The 17,984-nt window shown below is 65.5% G+C and carries 19 protein-coding genes; 13 read left to right on the top strand and 6 right to left on the bottom strand.

The window, feature by feature from the left end:
* Nucleotides 1-214 precede the first annotated feature (214 nt).
* The gene (locus AADX97_RS11800) at nt 215-610 is read left to right on the top strand and encodes a DUF423 domain-containing protein (protein WP_374238718.1); all 396 of its coding nucleotides are present in this window, start codon (nt 215-217) and stop codon (nt 608-610) included.
* A 10-nt stretch (nt 611-620) separates the two neighbouring features.
* Nucleotides 621-1,352, top strand: coding sequence for a 16S rRNA (uracil(1498)-N(3))-methyltransferase (locus tag AADX97_RS11805; protein ID WP_374233623.1), 732 nt, complete (start codon nt 621-623; stop codon nt 1,350-1,352).
* Between the two features lie 85 nt (nt 1,353-1,437).
* Here the strand turns inward: AADX97_RS11805 and AADX97_RS11810 are convergent, their stop codons facing one another.
* Entirely contained in the window at nt 1,438-3,573 is a 2,136-nt protein-coding gene (locus AADX97_RS11810; RefSeq protein WP_374233622.1) for a hypothetical protein, read from the bottom strand.
* Nucleotides 3,566-4,045, bottom strand: a complete 480-nt coding sequence (locus AADX97_RS11815) for a PleD family two-component system response regulator (protein WP_374233621.1) — start codon at nt 4,043-4,045, stop codon at nt 3,566-3,568. Before AADX97_RS11815 ends, AADX97_RS11810 begins: the two co-directional genes overlap by 8 nt.
* 39 nt (nt 4,046-4,084) lie before the next feature.
* On the opposite strand from AADX97_RS11815, the gene gshB reads away from it, so the two are divergent.
* The 9 genes from gshB (at nt 4,085) to AADX97_RS11860 (ending at nt 11,959) form a co-directional block, all read left to right on the top strand.
* Nucleotides 4,085-5,041 carry a glutathione synthase gene (gene gshB / locus AADX97_RS11820; RefSeq protein WP_374233620.1) on the top strand — a complete coding sequence of 319 codons (957 nt, stop codon included), beginning with the start codon at nt 4,085-4,087 and terminating at the stop codon, nt 5,039-5,041.
* A 70-nt stretch (nt 5,042-5,111) separates the two neighbouring features.
* The gene (locus AADX97_RS11825) at nt 5,112-6,215 is read left to right on the top strand and encodes an FAD:protein FMN transferase (protein WP_374233619.1); all 1,104 of its coding nucleotides are present in this window, start codon (nt 5,112-5,114) and stop codon (nt 6,213-6,215) included.
* 199 nt (nt 6,216-6,414) lie between these two features.
* On the top strand, nt 6,415-7,539 hold the full coding sequence (locus tag AADX97_RS11830) for a TonB family protein (protein WP_374233617.1): 1,125 nt from the start codon (nt 6,415-6,417) through the stop codon (nt 7,537-7,539).
* On the top strand, nt 7,527-7,799 hold the full coding sequence (locus AADX97_RS11835; RefSeq protein ID WP_374233616.1) for a hypothetical protein: 273 nt from the start codon (nt 7,527-7,529) through the stop codon (nt 7,797-7,799). The genes AADX97_RS11830 and AADX97_RS11835 overlap by 13 nt, the downstream gene beginning before the upstream one ends.
* A 103-nt stretch (nt 7,800-7,902) precedes the next feature.
* Nucleotides 7,903-8,466, top strand: a complete 564-nt coding sequence (locus tag AADX97_RS11840; protein ID WP_374233615.1) for a YqgE/AlgH family protein — start codon at nt 7,903-7,905, stop codon at nt 8,464-8,466.
* 48 nt (nt 8,467-8,514) lie between these two features.
* On the top strand, nt 8,515-8,934 hold the full coding sequence (gene ruvX / locus AADX97_RS11845) for a Holliday junction resolvase RuvX (protein WP_374233614.1): 420 nt from the start codon (nt 8,515-8,517) through the stop codon (nt 8,932-8,934).
* A 130-nt stretch (nt 8,935-9,064) separates the two neighbouring features.
* Entirely contained in the window at nt 9,065-9,664 is a 600-nt protein-coding gene (gene pyrR / locus AADX97_RS11850) for a bifunctional pyr operon transcriptional regulator/uracil phosphoribosyltransferase PyrR (RefSeq protein WP_374233613.1), read from the top strand.
* Complete coding sequence (locus tag AADX97_RS11855; protein WP_374233612.1) at nt 9,661-10,668, top strand: aspartate carbamoyltransferase catalytic subunit; 1,008 nt, start codon at nt 9,661-9,663, stop codon at nt 10,666-10,668. The genes pyrR and AADX97_RS11855 overlap by 4 nt, the downstream gene beginning before the upstream one ends.
* On the top strand, nt 10,661-11,959 hold the full coding sequence (locus AADX97_RS11860) for a dihydroorotase (protein ID WP_374233611.1): 1,299 nt from the start codon (nt 10,661-10,663) through the stop codon (nt 11,957-11,959). The genes AADX97_RS11855 and AADX97_RS11860 overlap by 8 nt, the downstream gene beginning before the upstream one ends.
* A 38-nt stretch (nt 11,960-11,997) precedes the next feature.
* On the opposite strand, the gene AADX97_RS11865 is transcribed toward AADX97_RS11860, so the two are convergent.
* Nucleotides 11,998-12,693: a hypothetical protein gene (locus tag AADX97_RS11865; RefSeq protein ID WP_374233610.1), complete on the bottom strand. Its 696-nt coding sequence runs from the start codon at nt 12,691-12,693 to the stop codon at nt 11,998-12,000.
* Between the two features lie 417 nt (nt 12,694-13,110).
* Between AADX97_RS11865 and hldE the strand changes: the two genes are divergently transcribed.
* Both hldE and waaA read left to right on the top strand, forming a co-directional pair.
* Nucleotides 13,111-14,553 (top strand): bifunctional D-glycero-beta-D-manno-heptose-7-phosphate kinase/D-glycero-beta-D-manno-heptose 1-phosphate adenylyltransferase HldE, encoded by a 1,443-nt coding sequence (gene hldE / locus AADX97_RS11870; RefSeq protein ID WP_374233609.1) that lies wholly within the window; start codon nt 13,111-13,113, stop codon nt 14,551-14,553.
* 54 nt (nt 14,554-14,607) lie between these two features.
* A complete protein-coding gene (gene waaA / locus AADX97_RS11875) occupies nt 14,608-15,906 on the top strand; it encodes a lipid IV(A) 3-deoxy-D-manno-octulosonic acid transferase (protein ID WP_374233608.1) in 1,299 nt (432 codons plus the stop codon).
* A gap of 24 nt (nt 15,907-15,930) precedes the next feature.
* Here waaA and AADX97_RS11880 read toward each other — a convergent pair whose 3' ends face one another.
* The 3 genes from AADX97_RS11880 to AADX97_RS11890 all read right to left on the bottom strand — a co-directional run bounded on the left by AADX97_RS11880 (nt 15,931) and on the right by AADX97_RS11890 (nt 17,868).
* Nucleotides 15,931-16,518, bottom strand: coding sequence for an isochorismatase family protein (locus AADX97_RS11880; protein WP_374233607.1), 588 nt, complete (start codon nt 16,516-16,518; stop codon nt 15,931-15,933).
* Nucleotides 16,519-16,662: 144 nt separating this feature from the next.
* The gene (locus tag AADX97_RS11885; protein ID WP_374233606.1) at nt 16,663-16,983 is read right to left on the bottom strand and encodes a rhodanese-like domain-containing protein; all 321 of its coding nucleotides are present in this window, start codon (nt 16,981-16,983) and stop codon (nt 16,663-16,665) included.
* Between the two features lie 219 nt (nt 16,984-17,202).
* Nucleotides 17,203-17,868, bottom strand: a complete 666-nt coding sequence (locus tag AADX97_RS11890) for a protein-L-isoaspartate O-methyltransferase (RefSeq protein ID WP_374233605.1) — start codon at nt 17,866-17,868, stop codon at nt 17,203-17,205.
* Nucleotides 17,869-17,984 lie beyond the last annotated feature (116 nt).

Genomic DNA, 17,984 nt, shown 5'->3' on the forward strand with positions numbered 1-17,984 from the left:
GGTAGCCTCCCGCTACGTACATCCCCGGTACGACCGTCATCGGGACAGGTTTTTTGCGCCGACTCGGTCGATCAAAGTGCTGAGTAAGGGTGGAGAGTGCACCCCTCGCGGTCAAAACAGAATTTCGGCCTGCTTTCATAAATCCGCCTTATTGGGTATTTCTGATGACACCGGAATCGGCAGGTGAAAGCAGATGAATCGACCACGATTTTGGATGACGACGGGCGCTTTCTGCGGGTTGGTCACGGTCGCATTGGGTGCCTTCGGCGCACACGGTTTGAGAGACATCGTGAGCCCGGAGCGACTCGCGAATTGGGCCACCGCAACGGACTATTTGGGACTACATGCGCTTGCTATCCTGGCCTGCGGGCTGTGGCTGCTGCAGCGGCCCGATGATCGGCTCGTCCACGGGGCTGCCGGTGCCTTCCTGGTCGGCATCCTGCTCTTCAGTGGCAGCCTTTATGCGCTCGTGCTGACGGATCAGCGTGCGATCGGGATGATCACCCCGATCGGCGGCGTGCTCCTCCTTGCGGGTTGGGCGCTGCTCGTAGTCGGTGCCAGAGGTATCCGCGTCAGCAGCCACGCGGACTCCCCGCCCGGAGCGGATTGACGTCTCGCCGATGCGAATCCCGCGCGTCTATGTCGACCTGCCTTTGGAGCCCGGCGCGGCCCTCGAGCTGCCGTCGGCTCAAGCCCGTCACCTCACCCAAGTCCTGCGTCTGCCACCCGATGCACCCTTGGTGTTGTTCAATGGCAACGGATATGACTACCCGGCGCACCTCACGCGAGCCGATCGCGGCGGGTCGAGTGTCCGAGTCGGCACGCCCGACGCTGCGGAGCCGATCGCGCCGTTAAACATCCACCTCGCGGTCGGCGTCTCCAAAGGCGAGCGGATGGACTACGCGCTGCAGAAGGCCGTCGAGCTCGGCGTGGGCCGCATCACGCCTCTGTTCGCCGAGCGCAGCCAGGTCCAGCTGAACGGCCCAAGACTCGAGCGGCGTCTGGATCACTGGCGCGGTATCCTCATCGGGGCCTGCGAGCAGTCGGGGCGGCGACGGCTGCCGCATCTCGCCGCTGCGGCAACCACTAGCGATTGGCTGAGCAAACACGCGGGCGGCGGACTACTGCTCGACCCCGCTGCCGTTCGGCCCTTGACCGCCTTGCCCGCGCCAGGCGCGACGGTCACCTTGCTGATCGGCCCGGAAGGGGGGCTTAGCCCACGCGAACGCGCGAGTGCTCGGGCTCGGGGTTTCGAGGGGGTGCGCCTGGGGCCGCGGATCCTGCGGACCGAAACGGCGCCGCTCGCCGCCATCGCCGTCATCCAGGCGCTTTGGGGGGATCTCGGCGTCTAAACTGCGTCCAGAGCGACATGCGTCGTTCTCATGATGCGTTTGGCTTCGGAGATCTCCTCGATCCCGGTGAGACGCGATTTAGAATTTAATCCGGTGACTCCAGGTTCAGCTTGACCAAGGCGTCCATGACGGCCTCGAGGAGTTTCGCTTGTCGCGCCCGCGGCTCGGCCGACGCCTGTCGATCAGCGATCAGTCCTCGCCTGACGCTCTCCAGATCATCGAGGATCTCGCCCACGCGACCGCAAAACTCGCGCTGCCCGAATCCCTCGCCCATGTCGTCCACCCCTAAGCCAATCGGCCCGCCGCCTGGGTGCGGATCGCTCTCGAGGCGATCGACAAGGTCGCGCAGACGGGCCAGCCCAAGGTCGAGCGCGGCCAAGCCGGAGACCTGTTGCGCATGGGTGATATCCAACTCTGCGCGACACCGCGCAATCTCGGCAATCTGTTCCACTAAGGGTGCCGCCAGCGGGATCGGATCCACCTCCGGTAGCCGCGGCGCCGACGGAGCGAGCGCCGGATCCGGCGTGAACTCCGTCGACGGGTCGAGGAGACCGGAGAACGCCTGGTCGAGCTCCTCGCCGAGGGTCTGCTCCGAGAGCCCGAGCACGTCGTCCGAAGCCGAACGCGCGTCGACTGCCTCGCTATCGGGAGACTCATCGACATCGGGCAGCACCGATTCGCCCGGAATCTCCGGCGCGGCTTCGTAGGTGTCGAGCAGATCCTCGATCGGGATCTGCGGGGCGTTGTCCCAACTCGTCAAACCATCCAAGGGGACCAACGCCGACAAGCCGTCGACCGCGAGGTCCGTATCCGTCGCCGCCCCGATGATCTGCCCGTCGATCTCCTCGAGAAAGATCTCCGCGAGCGCCGGAGCGATCCTCTCCTGCTCGGAGATCCGGGCAATCGGGAGACTCGGCACATCCGCGGACGCGCCGTTCGGCGGCGTGGGCGGCATGGGTGGACCGGACGTCTCCTCGATCGCACGCGCGGACGCGATCAACGCCTGCTCGACACACCCCGTCGGAGCCGACGCCGCAAGCCCTGCGGCCAAGCGGGCGGCGATTTCTCGCCGCAAACAGGCCAGCGCCTCTGCCATCGTCTCGCGACCGACATCGACCGAGCGTGTATCGGGGACTGCGTCGTGTCGACCCACCCAGCCTGCGCAGACCGTCGCAAGATCGGCAGCCCCAGCCAGCCCGAGCAGGCGCAGGACGCCCGCGATGCGGGCAAGCATTGCCCCGACCACGTCCGAGCGTATCGACACCCCCTCGAGACCCGGGGCAGCGAACAGCAGATCGGTCACCCCGAGAAGCTCGCGATCCAGCTCGCGCAAGGCGGCGAGTGTGAGCTCGGCCGGATCTATCCCGGAGCCGAGCGAAGGCGCTTCGGCGACAACACCGTCATCCACCCAAGCCTGCAGGATCGACTCCAAGGCAAGAAGGTCGGCGGCCAGGGCCTCCAGCAGCGTCGACTGCTCGGACACGTCGGCCGACACCAGCGCCTTCATCTGATCGGCGATCGCGGCCAGTCGCGGCACCAGCCGACAGGCATCGGATGGATCCATGACACCGACAAGCTCGTGGAGTGCTGCGTAGGAGGCATCGAGCGCGGCCGGATCGACGAAGGCGCCGCGGTCGATCAACTCGAGCAGCTCCTCGAGGGCGACAAGCTCGGCAAGTCTCCCGCCGGTGCGATCGAGGTCATCCTCTCGGGATGGCGCCGGTCGATCGCGACGCAGGCTCTGCGCCGCCCGGATCGCCTCGGACGACCGGTAGACCGCTGCCAGATCGAGCACCCGGCGGTCTCCCGACTCCAAGCCCACCAGGAGATCCAAAAGCCGATCGATCAACGCTCGAGCCTCGGCCTCCGGCCACACAGGCAGCGGCTGCGCAAGTGGCTTCAAGACCCGATCGAGCTGCCCCATCAAGGAGCGCGTACCCGCATCGCAATCCAGTCGCCCGTCGCGCAGCGCCGCCGCGAAGATCTCGGCCAGGCCGAAGAGATCGGCCAGAACACCAGTGCCGATGCCGGCATTCACCTTACGAAACAGCATCTCGAGGCGCATCAATCCACGCAGATCCGTCGCGCCTCGATACCAGTCGACCAGGTCGAGATGAAACCTGTGGCGCACCCGCTGCATCGCCTCGGCAAGCGTCTGCAGGTTCGTCGTCGCTCGCGGCGTCTCGGCGTCGAGCGCGACGGAGGGGCGCGAATCAGCCATCGGAGAGCGCCCCGGCAACGGCATTCAACAGCTCGCCGGCGGTGAACGGCTTCGAAAGGAAAGACAGCGCGCCGGCCTGATGAGTCCGAACGCGCGCGTAAAGCCCCCCGCAGTCCGAGACAATGACGATCGGCAGGTCGGCAAACCCGGGGGCTCGCTTCACGAGAGCACAGACTTGAAAGCCGTCCAGACGCGGCATCCGGCTCTCGAGGAGCAGAAGGTCGGGCTTCACCTCGAACACCATGCCGAGCGCATCGAAGCCGTCGAGACCGACCTCGACGCGGTAACCACGATCGCGCAGAAGCTTGGCGGCGAAGCGTCGCGCGACCGGACTGTCGGCGGCCAGCAGAATACGGGCATCGCTCCGAGCGGCACCCACGACAGGCGGCACCATCGGCGACACATCGGGCCCCGGATCGAAAGCCGGGTCCGACGGGAGCAGATCGGAGGTTGCCGGTAATCGTGTCGTCATTCCTGACAAGCCCCCGGCCACTGAAGTACACTCGGGTATATGTCTATCGAGCTCGGCGTCGTGATGGATCCGATCGGGTCCATCAACATTAAGAAGGATAGTACCTTCGCCATGCTGTTGGCCGCGCAGAAGCGCGGCTGGCCCCTGTGGTACATGGAGGTGGCGGATCTGTCGCTGCGCGACGGGCGCACCCTGGCGCGGATGCGACCGCTCGAGGTCACGGACGATCCCGCGGGTTGGTATCGTCTCGGGGCCGAGATCGAGCGCCCGCTCGATGCGCTGGGCGCGGTGCTGATGCGCAAGGACCCGCCGTTCGACATCGAATATATCTTCACGACCTATCTCCTCGAGCAGGCCCACGAGGCCGGCTGCATGGTCGTCAACCATCCGCGAAGTCTGCGCGACGCCAATGAAAAGGTCTACACCGCCGCCTTCCCGCAGTGTACACCGCCCACCCTGATCACGCGCAGCGCGGGGGCGATCCGGGACTTCCATCGCGAGCACGGCGACATCATCCTCAAGCCGCTCGACGGCATGGGTGGGGCCTCGGTGTTTCGCGTTCGCACGGACGACCCGAACCTAAGCGTCATCATTGAGGCCCTGACTCTGCACGGCCGGCGTTTCTGCATGGCCCAGCGCTTCATCCCCGAGATCCGCGACGGCGATAAACGCATCCTGATGGTGGACGGCGAACCCGCTCCCTACTGTCTTGCGCGCATCCCGGCGCCGGGCGAGACCCGCGGCAACCTCGCGGCGGGAGCATCCGCCGAAGCGCGGCCTTTGACCGAACGGGATCGCTGGATCGCCGCGCAGGTCGGCCCGCAATTGCGCGCCCGCGGGATCCTCTTCGCCGGTCTGGACGTGATCGGGGACTTCTTGACCGAGGTCAACGTCACCAGCCCGACCTGTATCCGCGAGATCGATGCCGCCTACGGCACCGATATCGCGGGGGATCTGATGGACGCGATTCAGGCACGAGTCATGCGCTACACCTGAGACCTTACCCACCGGTCAACCGACCCGCTCGGCCTCGCGAGCGACCGCGACCGGCAACCCATTCCCGGAGATGTCCGTGCTGTATTCATCCTCCCGCCCCGACCGGCTTCGGCGCGCGCCGCGTTTGTATGCGATCGCGGCGGCCCTCTTCGGACTCGCCGCCTGCGGACAAGAGACCCCGGTCACCACGATACGCTTCGACGCCTTCGGTGGTCAGGTCGACCTGAGCCTGGTCAGCGTCGACCGACAAGAGGCGCAACAGGCGGCCTCCCTGGTCCAGCAGGACTTCGCCTTCCTGCAGGATGCATTGCATTCCTGGCAACCCGGCCCGATGGGTCGGGTCAATCAGATGCTGCTGACCGAGGAGCCCTTCGTGGCCCCCCCGTCGACCATGCCGTTGGTGCGTCTGAGCAAGGACTTCGAGTCACAAAGTGGCGGACTCTTCAATCCCGCCATCGGCTATCTGATGGACCTCTGGGGGTTCCATGCCGACGCGGTTCGCAGCCGCCCGCCGCCGCCCGAACAGCAAATCGCGCGATTGGTTGCAGCAACCCCCAGAATGAGCCAGATCGATATCGAGGGGCTCGAGCTGCACGGCCACAATCCGGCCATCAAGCTGGATTTCGACAGCATCGCCAAGAGCCATGCCATGGATCTGGCCATCGAGCACCTGCGTGAGCTCGGGATCAAGAGCGCGCTGTTGCAGGCCGGCGGCGAGGTTCGATTGATCGGCGATCGCAGCGGCCAGCCTTGGCGGATCACGATTCGCCGACCCAGCGGCTCGGGTGTACTCGCTATCGTGCCGATGCGCGGAGACGAGAGCCTCGTCACCAAGGCCGACTACGACCGGAACTTCGTGTTCAAGGGTGAGATCTATCATGCGATCATCGATCCGCGAACCGGCTCGCCCGCGCGCGGCACCCGCTCGGTGACCGTGCTCCATCGGGACGCAACCACTGCGGCCGCTGCAGCCACGGCCATGTTCGTGGCGGGGCCGACCGACTGGGAGGCGGTGGCGCGCGCGATGGACATCAGCTATGTGCTTCTCGTCGATGCCGAAGGCACCCTGCACATGAACCAAGCGATGGCCGATCGGATCGAATTGGTCGACACAAGTGCTCCGATCGCGCCGAGGATTCAGGCGAGCGAGGTGCCCGGGGCGACTGACCCCTGATCCCCGAGCAGATCCCCGGATGGGGTGATTTCATGGCAAGGATCTAACTCCACCTCGGGTCGCCCCGACAGCCGCAACCTTCCGGGGCCGTTGGTTGTGCCGAGCTTTGCGAGGCACAACCGACCGTCGGCGGACGTTGTGCCTCTTACCGTCAGTACAACCTACGTCTTCGGCATTCTCCGGAAATCGATCCACAGTCATGCCCACCCGCTCGACCGATCCGCAGATTCCGCGTGCGCTCCTCGCGACGCCCGGTCACGACTCCTCGGGCTTGACCCTCTCGTTTGCCCTGTTGGCCGCAACGCTGCTGCATGTCGGTGCGATCACCCTCGTCTCCTTCGAGCCACCCCGGCGCGAGGCCAGCAGCGTCTCGGAAACGGCGCTGGAGATCTTGATCTTGCGCGACGCCGGTCGGGGTGCAGCGGCCCCGAACGCGGCCCTCTCTCGGATCGATCGGTTGGGCGCGTCATCCAGCGGCAATGCGGTCTACGACGATCCGATCCCGATCGTCTCGGAAGACATCGCGACGACAGAGCCACCGACGCCGATCTCCGAGACGCAGACGGAGTCGGTCGAGGAGTCTCCTGTCGAGCTAGAACCGGAGACCGACACATTGGCCGATCGGGATCCGGTCGTACCGGAGCCGCCCCCGAGCACGCTCGATGCAGACGCCGTCGATCCGCCTCTCGAGCCGATCGGTGTCGAGACGGTTATTCCGGACCCGACAGAGATTACTGAGCCGCCGGCGTTGGACCTCGAGACGCTCGCACGATTGGAGCCTCCGCCCGAACCCGCGCCAGAGATCCAACCCGAGCCACTCCCTCCTCCCGACCCGATGGCCGCACGGGAGATGTTCGCCCGGGAAACGCCGGTCGACGCAGCTGCGATCCTCGCCAGCCGCGGCGAGGAAATCGATCGACTCACGGCCAACCTCCAAGCCAAGACCGCCGCCTACGCAAGCCGGGTCCGGCGCAAATCGGTGAGCGCGAGCACGCGGGAGTTTCGGTATGCAAGCTATCTTGGCGCGTGGGCGCGCAAGGTGGAGCGCATCGGCAACCTCAACTATCCGCAAGCGGCGCGGGATCAACGCATGTTCGGCAGCCTCATCCTGCATGTTGCCGTGCGCTCGGACGGCAGTGTGGAGCAAATTCGGGTCGTGCGCTCCTCGGGTTACGACCTGCTCGACGAGGCGGCCGTGCGGATCGTGGAGCTTGCGGCACCCTACGCGCCCTTCCCGCCCGACATCGCCGAGGAGACGGACGTGCTCGATATCGTGCGGACCTGGCAGTTTTTGCGCGGCGGCGGATTGGGGTGGGAGCAATAAGCAGGGCATGCGGAGCGGGAATCAGGCACTGCGAAAACCGCCCTCCAGCAAGGCCAGAGCAGCTTGCCTGCTGCGATGATCAAGGCGGCGATGGTGATGATGAAGCCGATCAACCACAGAATATGGCGGTCGTTGCGTTTGATCAACTCGTCGAATCGACGGTCGAGCTGCTCGAAGCGCTTGTCGATCTGCTCGAAACGGTAGATACGCGTAAACTCGCAGGAAAACGCCGACGTTTGTTGGAAACCGCGGACTCTTGAGCCCCTGAACATGAGTTGTTGAGCGACTCTATCCCGGGCATGCAGTTGCCGCAAGCCCACGCTCGGGCTTGCTTGAGATCTCCCCGACCCGGATACTAACGCCATGTCATTCAGCACCTCGCTCACCAACCACTTCCTGATCGCGATGCCGGGTCTTCAGGATCCGAATTTCTCGCGAACGGTGACCTATGTCTGCGAGCACACGGATCAGGGCGCCATGGGCATCGTGATCAACCGCCCGCTCGATGTCAGGCTCGGCGAGTTGTTGGACCAGCTCGAGATCGTCGCGTTGCGCCCGAGCGTCGAGCAGATCCCCGTCTATCAAGGTGGACCGGTCCAGACCGATCGAGGTTTCGTGCTGCACACCTCCGGGCCAACCTTCGATTCGACCTTGAGCATCACGTCGGATATCAGCGTCACCACCTCGCGCGACGTCCTTGAGGCCATCGCCTCCGGCGAAGGCCCGGAGCTGACCCTCGTCGCTTTGGGTTATGCCGGCTGGGGCAGCGGCCAGTTGGAGCAAGAGATGAGTGCCAATGCCTGGCTGAGCGGTCCGGCCAGTCACGAGATCATCTTTCGGATGAGCCCGAGTGCCCGCTGGCTCGCCGCGGCGCAGCTGTTGGGGGTCGACCTCAACCTGCTCAGCGGCGAAGCCGGACACGCGTAGATCGCGCCCGGACGGCCAACCATCGGATCGATCTCGTTCGAGAATGGCATGACCACCCTACTGGGTTTCGACTTCGGTCCGCGCAAGATCGGTATTGCGGTCGGTCAGACCATCACCCGCTCGGCCACACCCTTGGTCACGCTGCGCAGCCGCAACGACAAGCCGGATTGGGTCGGTATCTCCGCCTTGGTGCGCGAGTGGCAACCCGAGGCCTTCGTGCTGGGACTGCCCTTCACCATGGACGACAAGGAGGTCGACTGGTCCGCTCAGGTCCATCGGTTCGGGCGTCAGCTCGAAGGACGTTTCCGCCTCGCCGTGCATCTCATCGACGAGCGCCTGACCTCGATCGAGGCGCGGCGGCAGCTCGCGGAGACGCCGGGCGGACGCTCCGCCGACCGGGATGCGGTCGATGCGGTTGCCGCCGCCCTGATCCTGGAAACCTGGCTGTGCGAGCAAGGACCGGCGTAAACGAGTGGTGAGTGGTGAGTGGCCAGCGAGGCATGCCATCTTGACTCAAACCAATCACCAATCATCACTTCAATTCACTCACCACTCACCACTCGCCACTTGCGCAGCACCCAACCCCGAGCATGCGTCCGTGATCAACTCCGAGATCTGGAAAGACAGCGCCGAGATCGACAGCATCATCGGCCGGATGGCCGACGAGCTGCGCGCTCTCATCGCCGAGCGCGAAATCGAAGCGCCGCTGATGATCGGCATCCACACCGGCGGGGTCTGGGTTGCGGACCGGCTGCATGAGATGTTGGAGCTGACCGAGCCGCTCGGTCATCTGGACATCTCCTTCTACCGCGACGACTTCACCCGCATCGGGATGCATCCTCAGGTGCGCCCCTCGTATCTGCCGGTCGGGATCGACGACCGCCATCTGATCCTGGTGGACGATGTCCTGCAAAGCGGTCGCACCATCCGCGCCGCACTGAATGTCCTGTTCGACTACGGCCGGCCGGCCTCGGTCATCCTGGTCACCCTCTCCGAGCGCGACGGGCGCGAGCTGCCGATCGAGCCGAACGTCGTCGGCCCGCATGCCAAGCTCGAGCCGGGCGAGCAGATCAAGCTCAGCGGACCGCACCCGCTCGTTCTGCTGCGCGGTCAGAGCGCGAAGAAATCGACAGCCAAGACCGACAAGGCGTCGGTCGATGCCCCTGCGACAAGCGCCAAGGGCGAGGCCCGTCGATGAAGACCGGTCACCAGCAGCTCGACGGGGAGGGCAACCTCAAACACTTTCTAACGATCGAGGGGCTGAGCCGAGCGCTCTTGGTCGAGATCCTGGAGCGGTCCGAAGGCTTTCTCGGAGTGACACGGCAGGCGGTCAAAAAGGTCCCGCTGTGTCGCGGCAAGGTTGTCGCCAATCTTTTCTTCGAGACCAGTACCCGCACCCGCACCACCTTCGAGCTGGCCGCTAAACGGCTCTCGGCGGACGTGCTCAACCTCAACATCTCCACCTCCGCCACCGCCAAGGGCGAGACCCTGCTCGATACGCTGCGCAACCTCGAGGCGATGCAGGTCGACATGTTCGTGGTGCGCCACGCATCGAGCGGTGCTGCGCATTTCATCGCCGCCCATGCCGCGCCGCACGTGAGCGTCATCAATGCCGGGGACGGGCGCTATTCGCATCCCACTCAGGGTATGTTGGACATGTTCACCATCCGCCGCCACAAGGGGGATTTTGCGAACCTTCGGGTGGCCATCGTCGGCGATATCCTGCACTCGCGTGTTGCGCGCTCCCAGATCGCGGCACTCAATATCCTGGGTGCAGCCGAGGTACGGGTCATCGGCCCGCGCACCCTAATTCCGGCATTCGCCGAAGAGGCGCTCGGCGTACGGGTCTTTCACGATCTGCGCGAGGGGATCCGCGATGTCGACGTCATCATCATGCTGCGCCTGCAACGCGAGCGCATGACCAACGCGCTCCTGCCGAGCGAGCACGAGTACTTTCAGTTGTACGGCCTCACCGAAGAGCGCCTCGGCGTGGCCCATCCCGAGGCCATCGTCATGCATCCCGGGCCCATCAATCGCGGGGTCGAGATCGAGTCACAGGTCGCCGACGGGCCCCGCTCGGTGATCCTCGAGCAGGTCACCAACGGGATCGCGATCCGCATGGCAGTCATGTCCATGTGTATCGGCACCCAGAACATCGCTATGCAGGCGGACGGCAAGACGGATGGTGAGACCAATGGCTGAGGTCGAGCGCATCAGCATTCGCGGCGGGCGCCTGATCGACCCGGCCAACCGGCTCGACCGGCAGATCGACCTGCACCTTGCGGACGGGCGCGTGCTCGCGATCGGCGAGGCGCCCGCCGGTTTTCGACCGGAGCGCGTTCTCGATGCTCGGGGATTGATCGTCTGCCCGGGTTTCGTGGACCTCAGCGCCCGGCTGCGCGAGCCCGGTCTAGAGCAGAAGGCGACGATCGCGAGCGAGACTCGGGCGGCGGCGGCATCCGGGATCACGACGCTCTGTTGCCCGCCCGACACCTCGCCCGTCATCGATACCCCGGCCGTCGCGCAGCTGATTCGGCAGACCGCACAGCGGCATGGCTTCGCGCGTGTCGTGCCGGCCGGCGCCATGACCCGAGACCTCGACGGCAAACAGATCACCGAGATGGCCGCACTCAAGCTCGCCGGCTGCCCGGTGTTGAGCCAGGCCGATCGGCCGATCCGCAGCGCTCAGGTGCAGCGACGGGCGATGGAGTACGCCGCCACCTTCGGATTGACGCTCTTCCTGCACCCGCAAGACCCCGATCTGACCAGCGGCGGCTGTGCCCACGAAGGCCGGGTGAGCGCCCGGCTGGGGCTTCCCGGCATCCCGGAGGCCGCCGAGACGGTCGCCGTCGCCCGCGACCTCGCATTGGCCGGCCAGACCGGCGCACGCATCCATTTTCGCGGTCTCTCGACCGCACGGGCGACCGTGATGCTCGCCGCGGCGCGCGGCCGCGGGGTTCAGGCGAGCGGCGACGTCGCCATCCACCAACTCTTCCTCACCGAAGACGACCTGGACGGCTTCGACGCCAATTGTCATCTGGTGCCGCCGCTGCGCACCCGGGCGGACCGCGATGCCCTGCGCCATGCGCTCGCGGCCGGCGAGATCGGCGCCATCTGCTCGGACCACCAGCCGCACGATGCCGATGCCAAGCTGCTGCCCTTCCCCGAGACCGCGCCCGGCATCTCGGGGCTCGAGACCCTGCTGCCGCTCGCGCTGCGACTGGTCACCGAAGGCGTGCTCGACCTGCCGGGCGTCGTCGCCCGACTTACCGTCGGTCCCGCCGAGATCTTGGGTCTGGACCTCGGGCATCTCTCGCCCGGGGCGACCGCGGATGTCTGTCTCTTCGATCCGAATGACGGCTGGATACCGACGCGCGGGACACTCCTGAGCCACGGCGAGAACAGCCCCTTTCTCCACATGCAGATGCACGGGCGCGTCATGGCCACGGTGCTGGATGGACGCATCGTCTTCGAGCGGGCGAGCGATCGCTGATCGAGACGATCGAGGCAGAGCCCAGTGCCGGGGCGCCCTCAAGCGCCGGCCCGGAGTGCCTCCGGGTTCAAGACCTGCATGGTCTCGTCGCCCATGCCCATCACCAACACGCCGCGGCGCGTGGCACGACGCACGACACCCGCATCCGGATAGAGGCTCGCCAGGACTCCGACGGCGTGACGATCGGCGTACTCGGGGAAGACACGGGGGATCTCGGCGAGCCGCTCGAGAATCCCCTCGACATGCGCATCCGTGAGGCGTGACTTGGTCTCGTTGACCAAGACCACTTCGGGGCAGACCAGCAGCGCATCGTACTCGCGGGTCTCGCCGCCGAAACGGCGCACGACGCGGACCCCGAACAGATCCGCCACGGGACAGGAGAAGAGCTCGGCCGCCACCCGCGGAAGATTGGGCGCCACGATGTCCTCGACCAGCGTGCCGAGGCGATTGGCGAGATCGCCCCATTGCTTGTTCATGCTCCGACGCTCGCGCTGGCTCTCTTCGTTGAAGGCGAGCATCTCGTCCTTGAAGCTGCTCATCTCGTCCTTGAAGCTGCTCATCTCGTCCTTGAAGCTGCTCATCTCGTCCTTGAATTCGCGCATCTCGTCCTTGAACTCAAGCATCTCCTCGGACAGACGGGCCAGCGACATCTCGGTGCGCATGGCCTGGTAGCTCAGCTCCTTCATGTACTCCCGCAGTGTGTCGACCTCTTGCTTGAGCGCGGCTTGTCCCATGACGATGACCCTCCAACGAAGTCCGGTTGCCTCGTGAAAGCATAAACCCAAAAGGAGGAGTGAGGAGTGAGGAGAGAGGAGAGAGGAGTGAGGAGAGAGGAGAGAGGAGAGAGGAGAGAGGAGTGAGGAGTGAGGAGTGAGTGGTGTGAGTCTCGAGGGGAAGACCTCGGCGCCTACTCTCCACTCTCCACGCGCTGATGCAGCACGGCAGATGTGTCGAGACCGTTCGTTGTCGTTGTCGTTGTCGTTGTCGTCATCGACCATCGATACGACGGCGGCCACGACTACGACAACGACAGCGGCAACGAAGAATGATCTCGGAGGGTCTCGGAATCTCTGCACTGCTCCACCAAGCCTTTCTCGAAACTTCCGGGTCTTCCGGCTAGACTCGTCGCGTCACCTCGCCTGGAGCCCATCTTGCCCCCGACTTCGACTCATCCTTTCCCGGATTTTTCTCGCGCCCGTATCCTGGTGGCCGGCGACCTGATGCTCGACCGCTATTGGAGCGGCGCGACCCGTCGGATCTCGCCCGAGGCCCCGGTGCCGGTGGTGCACGTCGCGCGGGTGGAAGACCGCCCGGGCGGTGCGGCGAACGTGGCGCTGAATCTAGCCGCGCTGGGCTGCCATGTCACCCTGACGGGCGTGACGGGCGACGACGAAGCGGCCGATGTGCTGGCCGCACGACTCGGTATGCAGGGCATCCGCACCCGGCTGCACAGACGCGCGGATGTGCCCACCGTCACCAAGCTGCGGGTCTTGAGCCAGCATCAACAACTGATCCGATTGGATTTCGAGGCGCCCTTGACGCCGCTCGGCGACGACCCGCTGCCGACGCTGGTCGCGGAGGCGCTCGATGCCAGCGACCTCCTGGTCCTTTCGGACTACGCCAAGGGGACGCTGGCGGACCCGCAGCGTCTCATCGCACTGGCGCTGAACGGCGGCAAACCCGTGCTCGTGGACCCCAAGGGACTGGATTTCACGCGCTACCGCGGCGCCACACTCCTGACCCCGAATCGGACCGAGCTGGAAGCGATCGTCGGTGTCTGCGCCGACGATGTCGCGCTGATCGAGCGGGGCCAGCAGCTGCGTGCCGAGCTCGACTTGGAGGCCATGCTGATCACTCTGGGCGAGCGCGGCATGCTGCTGCTGCGCCCGGATGCCGAAGCGCTGCACCTGCCTACACGGGCTCGCGAGGTCTTCGACGTGACCGGTGCCGGCGACACCGTGATTGCGACCTTGGCCGCCGCACTGGGCGCGGGCGTCGCACTCGACGAGGCCTGCGCACTGGCCAACTGCTCAGCCGGTCTCGCGGTCGGCAAACTGGGCACCGCGACGGTCGCCGCGCGGGAGTTGGAGCACGCCTATCGGGGCAGCGAATGGCACACGGTGCTGGACCAGCCTGCATTGGTCGACGCGGTCGAGACCGCGCGCGCGGCCGGCGAGCGGATCGTCATGACCAACGGCTGCTTCGACATCCTGCACGAGGGCCATGTCGCCTACCTGCAGCAGGCCAAGCGGCTTGGCGATCGGCTGATCGTGGCGGTCAACGACGATGCCTCGGTGAGCCGCCTGAAGGGTCCGGAGCGACCGATCAACGGCATCGAGCAGCGCATGGCCGTGCTCGCCGGTCTCGCCTCGGTCGACTGGGTCTGCGCCTTCTCCGAGGATACGCCCGAGGCACTCATCTGCCGGGTCAAGCCTGATCTGCTGGTCAAGGGAGGGGACTACCGGCCGGCCGAGATCGCCGGGGCGGACTGCGTCCGCGCAAACGGCGGCGAGGTGCGCGTCCTCGACCTGCTGCCAGGGCGCTCCACCACACGGATCCTCGGCGCGATCCGGGGCACGAACCCGAGCCGCTGAATCCATGTCACTGCACCGCCCGATTTCGAACGCCTAGAGAGCCGTCCCCGGACGATGACACGATCCCTCTACGCGCTCCTCCTGAGTATCCTGCTGCCGTTTGCGCTGCTGCGTCTCTACTGGCGCAGTTTGAAATCCCCGGCGTATCGCCGCCGTGTCGGCGAACGTCTGGGTCTCGGTCCCGCAGCGCCCGCGACACAGATCTGGATCCATGCCGTCTCGGTCGGCGAGGTCCAGGCCGCGGAGCCTCTGATTCGGCGCCTGCTCGACATTGACCCGCCACTGTCCATCCTGGTGACGACCACGACACCGACGGGCGCCGAGCGGCTGCGCGAGCGCCTCGGCGACAGCGTGGCCCATCGCTACACCCCCTACGATCTTCCCGGAATCCTCGATCGCTTTCTGGACCGAACGACCCCGGCGCTGCTGATCGTCATGGAGACCGAGATCTGGCCCAACACCCTGGCGGCCTGCGCGGAACGCGGCATCCCGGTGATCCTGGCGAACGCCCGGCTCTCGGAACGATCCGCGCAGGGCTATCGACGGGTCGCGCAACTCACACGGGAGACACTGCAGGGCTTCGACCTGATCGCCGCCCAAGCGGAGCCGGACGCCCGGCGATTCATCGCACTGGGGGCCGATCCCGAGCGGGTCCAGATCACGGGCAGCATTAAGTTCGACATTCGACAACCGGCGAGCCTGCTCGATGAATCCGAAGCCATGCGACGCGAGTGGGGCGGGCAACGCCCGGTGTGGGTCGCGGCCAGCACCCATGAGGGGGAAGACGGACCGCTCCTCGCGGCTCACCAACGCATTCGTGCAGTGTTGCCCGAGGCCCTGCTGGTGCTGGTTCCGCGCCATCCGGAGCGTTTCGATCGCGTCGCCGAGCTGGTGGCACGGCAGGGTGTGACGCTCGCCCGTCGCAGCCGCCAAGAGCCATGCACACCAAGCACGGCGGTGTTTCTCGGCGACACCATGGGGGAGCTTCCGGTCTTTCTCGCCGCGGCCGACGCGGCCTTCATCGGCGGCAGCCTGGTGCCGACCGGCGGTCACAACCTCCTGGAGGCGGCAGCGGCGGGCGTTCCCGTCGCCATCGGCCCGCACCACTTCAACTTTGCGGCCATCACGGAGCTGCTGTGCGCCGAAGAAGGCGCAGTGGAGATCGCCGACACCGAAGCGCTGGCGCGACTCATGATCTCCTGGCTGAGCGACGCCACCGAGCGGGCACGCATCGGCGAGAACGGCCGTCGCGTCGTCGCGGCCAATCGCGGCGCACTCGATCGGCTGATGACCCTGATCGAGACCCGCTTGCCGAAGACGCGAGGGCGAGCGACGTTCGGGCCGCGGGAATGACCCGTGATCGGCCGCCCAGGCGCATCAATCCTCAGCCTTGAACAGCGACAAAAGCTCCCGGAACTGGACGTCGGTCGAATCCCCGAGCCACTCGAAGCCGACCGACTCGGTGCAGACGACTTGGGTCCCGGCATGGCGCATGCGATCCAGTACATTCTGTTTGAACACGGATTTCCGCGAGATGATGGCATCGGCCGGAACAAACACCTGGTACCCCCAGCGCTGGAGGCCGGAGACGGTCTGGACGATACAGATGTGCGCCTCCATGCCCACGACGATCAACTGGCGCCGGTCCGGATGGGCGGAGATATTGCGCTCGAACCCAGGCGCGGTGCAGCAGGAAAAGGCGGTCTTCTCGGTCGGATCCGCGCCCTCGGGCAGGTTCTCGCGGATGCTCGCCATGACCGGACCGAGACCTTTTGAGTTGTGCTGAGTCGCGATGATCGGGATCCCGAGGATCTTGGCGGCCGATACCAGCCGATTGATGTTCCCGACGACCAGGCCCAGCTCGTCGGCAGGCATTGCATGTGCCAGACGCTCTTGGGCGTCGATGATCAGGAGCTGGGAAAAGGCCCTCTGACAGAGCGGCATCTGCGCTTGATGAGTACTCATGGCGTGTCCTCGCGATATCGTTATCGGTTCGCACGTGGCCGGAATCGCCCGTGTCGCGGGGGAGTGTGCGTCAGTTTCCCGACGGGAATCAAGGAAAAAGCAGCCTACTATCCGAGCCGCACATGGCCGGAGACCGGCTGCAGATCAGTAGACCGGCATCGCGGGATCCAGATCACGCGCCCATGCCGCAACCCCGCCGTCGAGATTGACCATGCGGGTGAACCCCTGCTGCTCGAGGAAGCGCGCGACCTGATAACTGCGAATCCCGTGATGGCAGATCACGACGATCTCTCGAGTCGGATCCAACCGCGCCAATGCCCCCGGGATTTGTCCCATCGGAATGGATAAGGATCCCTCGATTCGACAGATCTGAAACTCCCACGGCTCGCGGACATCAAGCAAGACCGGCGGCTCGCCGACCGTGGCCAACCACTGCGCAACCTCTTTCGGCCCCATTCGACGCATCACCAACCCCCGTATTCAGCCACGCCCGACGGACATTCATTTCCGAGGCTCGACCTACCGCCCCCCCGGAGTCAGCAGCCAGCCCCCGAACGCACCACAATGGTTCAAACCTTTCTTTCCAATTTCCTGAACCGCGTCCACTGCAACGCCCGTTGATTCAAACGACACCGAGTCCGCACTCAAGCTCCGCATAAAACCCCTGACGCGGTTCAGCGCGGTTCAGAACTCGAACTCATTCGCCCGGGCGGCATTGTTCAATGCGAGCGTCGATGTCTCGAACAACCCCTCTCGGCGAACATCACGCTCACCGACACGGGTGACGAGCAGTGCCTCCATCACGGGCTCCACTCCGAGGATACAGAACAGACGCCCGCCCGGGGCCAACTGCCCCTGCAGCAGAGGCAAGGCAACCTCGGTTGGCATCGATCCGGTGACGGCGATGACGTCGAACGGCCCACCCTCGACAGGCTGGCTCAGCGCATCGCCCGCGCGGATCTCGATTGACTCGAAACCCAAACCGGCCAACCGCGCACGCGTCTCCTCCGCCAGACCGGCGTCGACCTCTACCCCGATTACCCGCCCGCCCAAACGATCGAGACAGGCACTGACATAACCCGTCCCCGCACCAATCTCCAACACCCGCTCGCCGGACTGCACGTCGAGCGCTTGAAGCATGCGCCCGACAACCTTGGGCGCCAACATGCAGGCGCCTGCGCCGATCGGAATCTCGATATCGGCATAGGCGAGGCCCTGGTAAGCGTCGGGCACGAACGCCTCGCGTCGAATCTCCGCCATCGCCTCAAGAACCCGGTCGTCCAGGACTTCCCATGGACGAATCTGCTGTTGAATCATGTTGAAACGCGCACGTTCGGCGGTGGTGTCCATCGGATTCGAGTCCTCGTCTTCTTGTTCTGGGCGACCGGGAAGCGTACTGAGTTTGGGCGGATCGAGCAACAGGGGGGTAGTGGCGTAGTGGCGCGAGTGGTGATTGGCAAGGCGAA

This window comes from Thiocapsa sp. C2-2m (genome assembly GCF_041903745.1).
GTDB classification, from domain to species: domain Bacteria; phylum Pseudomonadota; class Gammaproteobacteria; order Chromatiales; family Chromatiaceae; genus Thiocapsa; species Thiocapsa roseilacustris.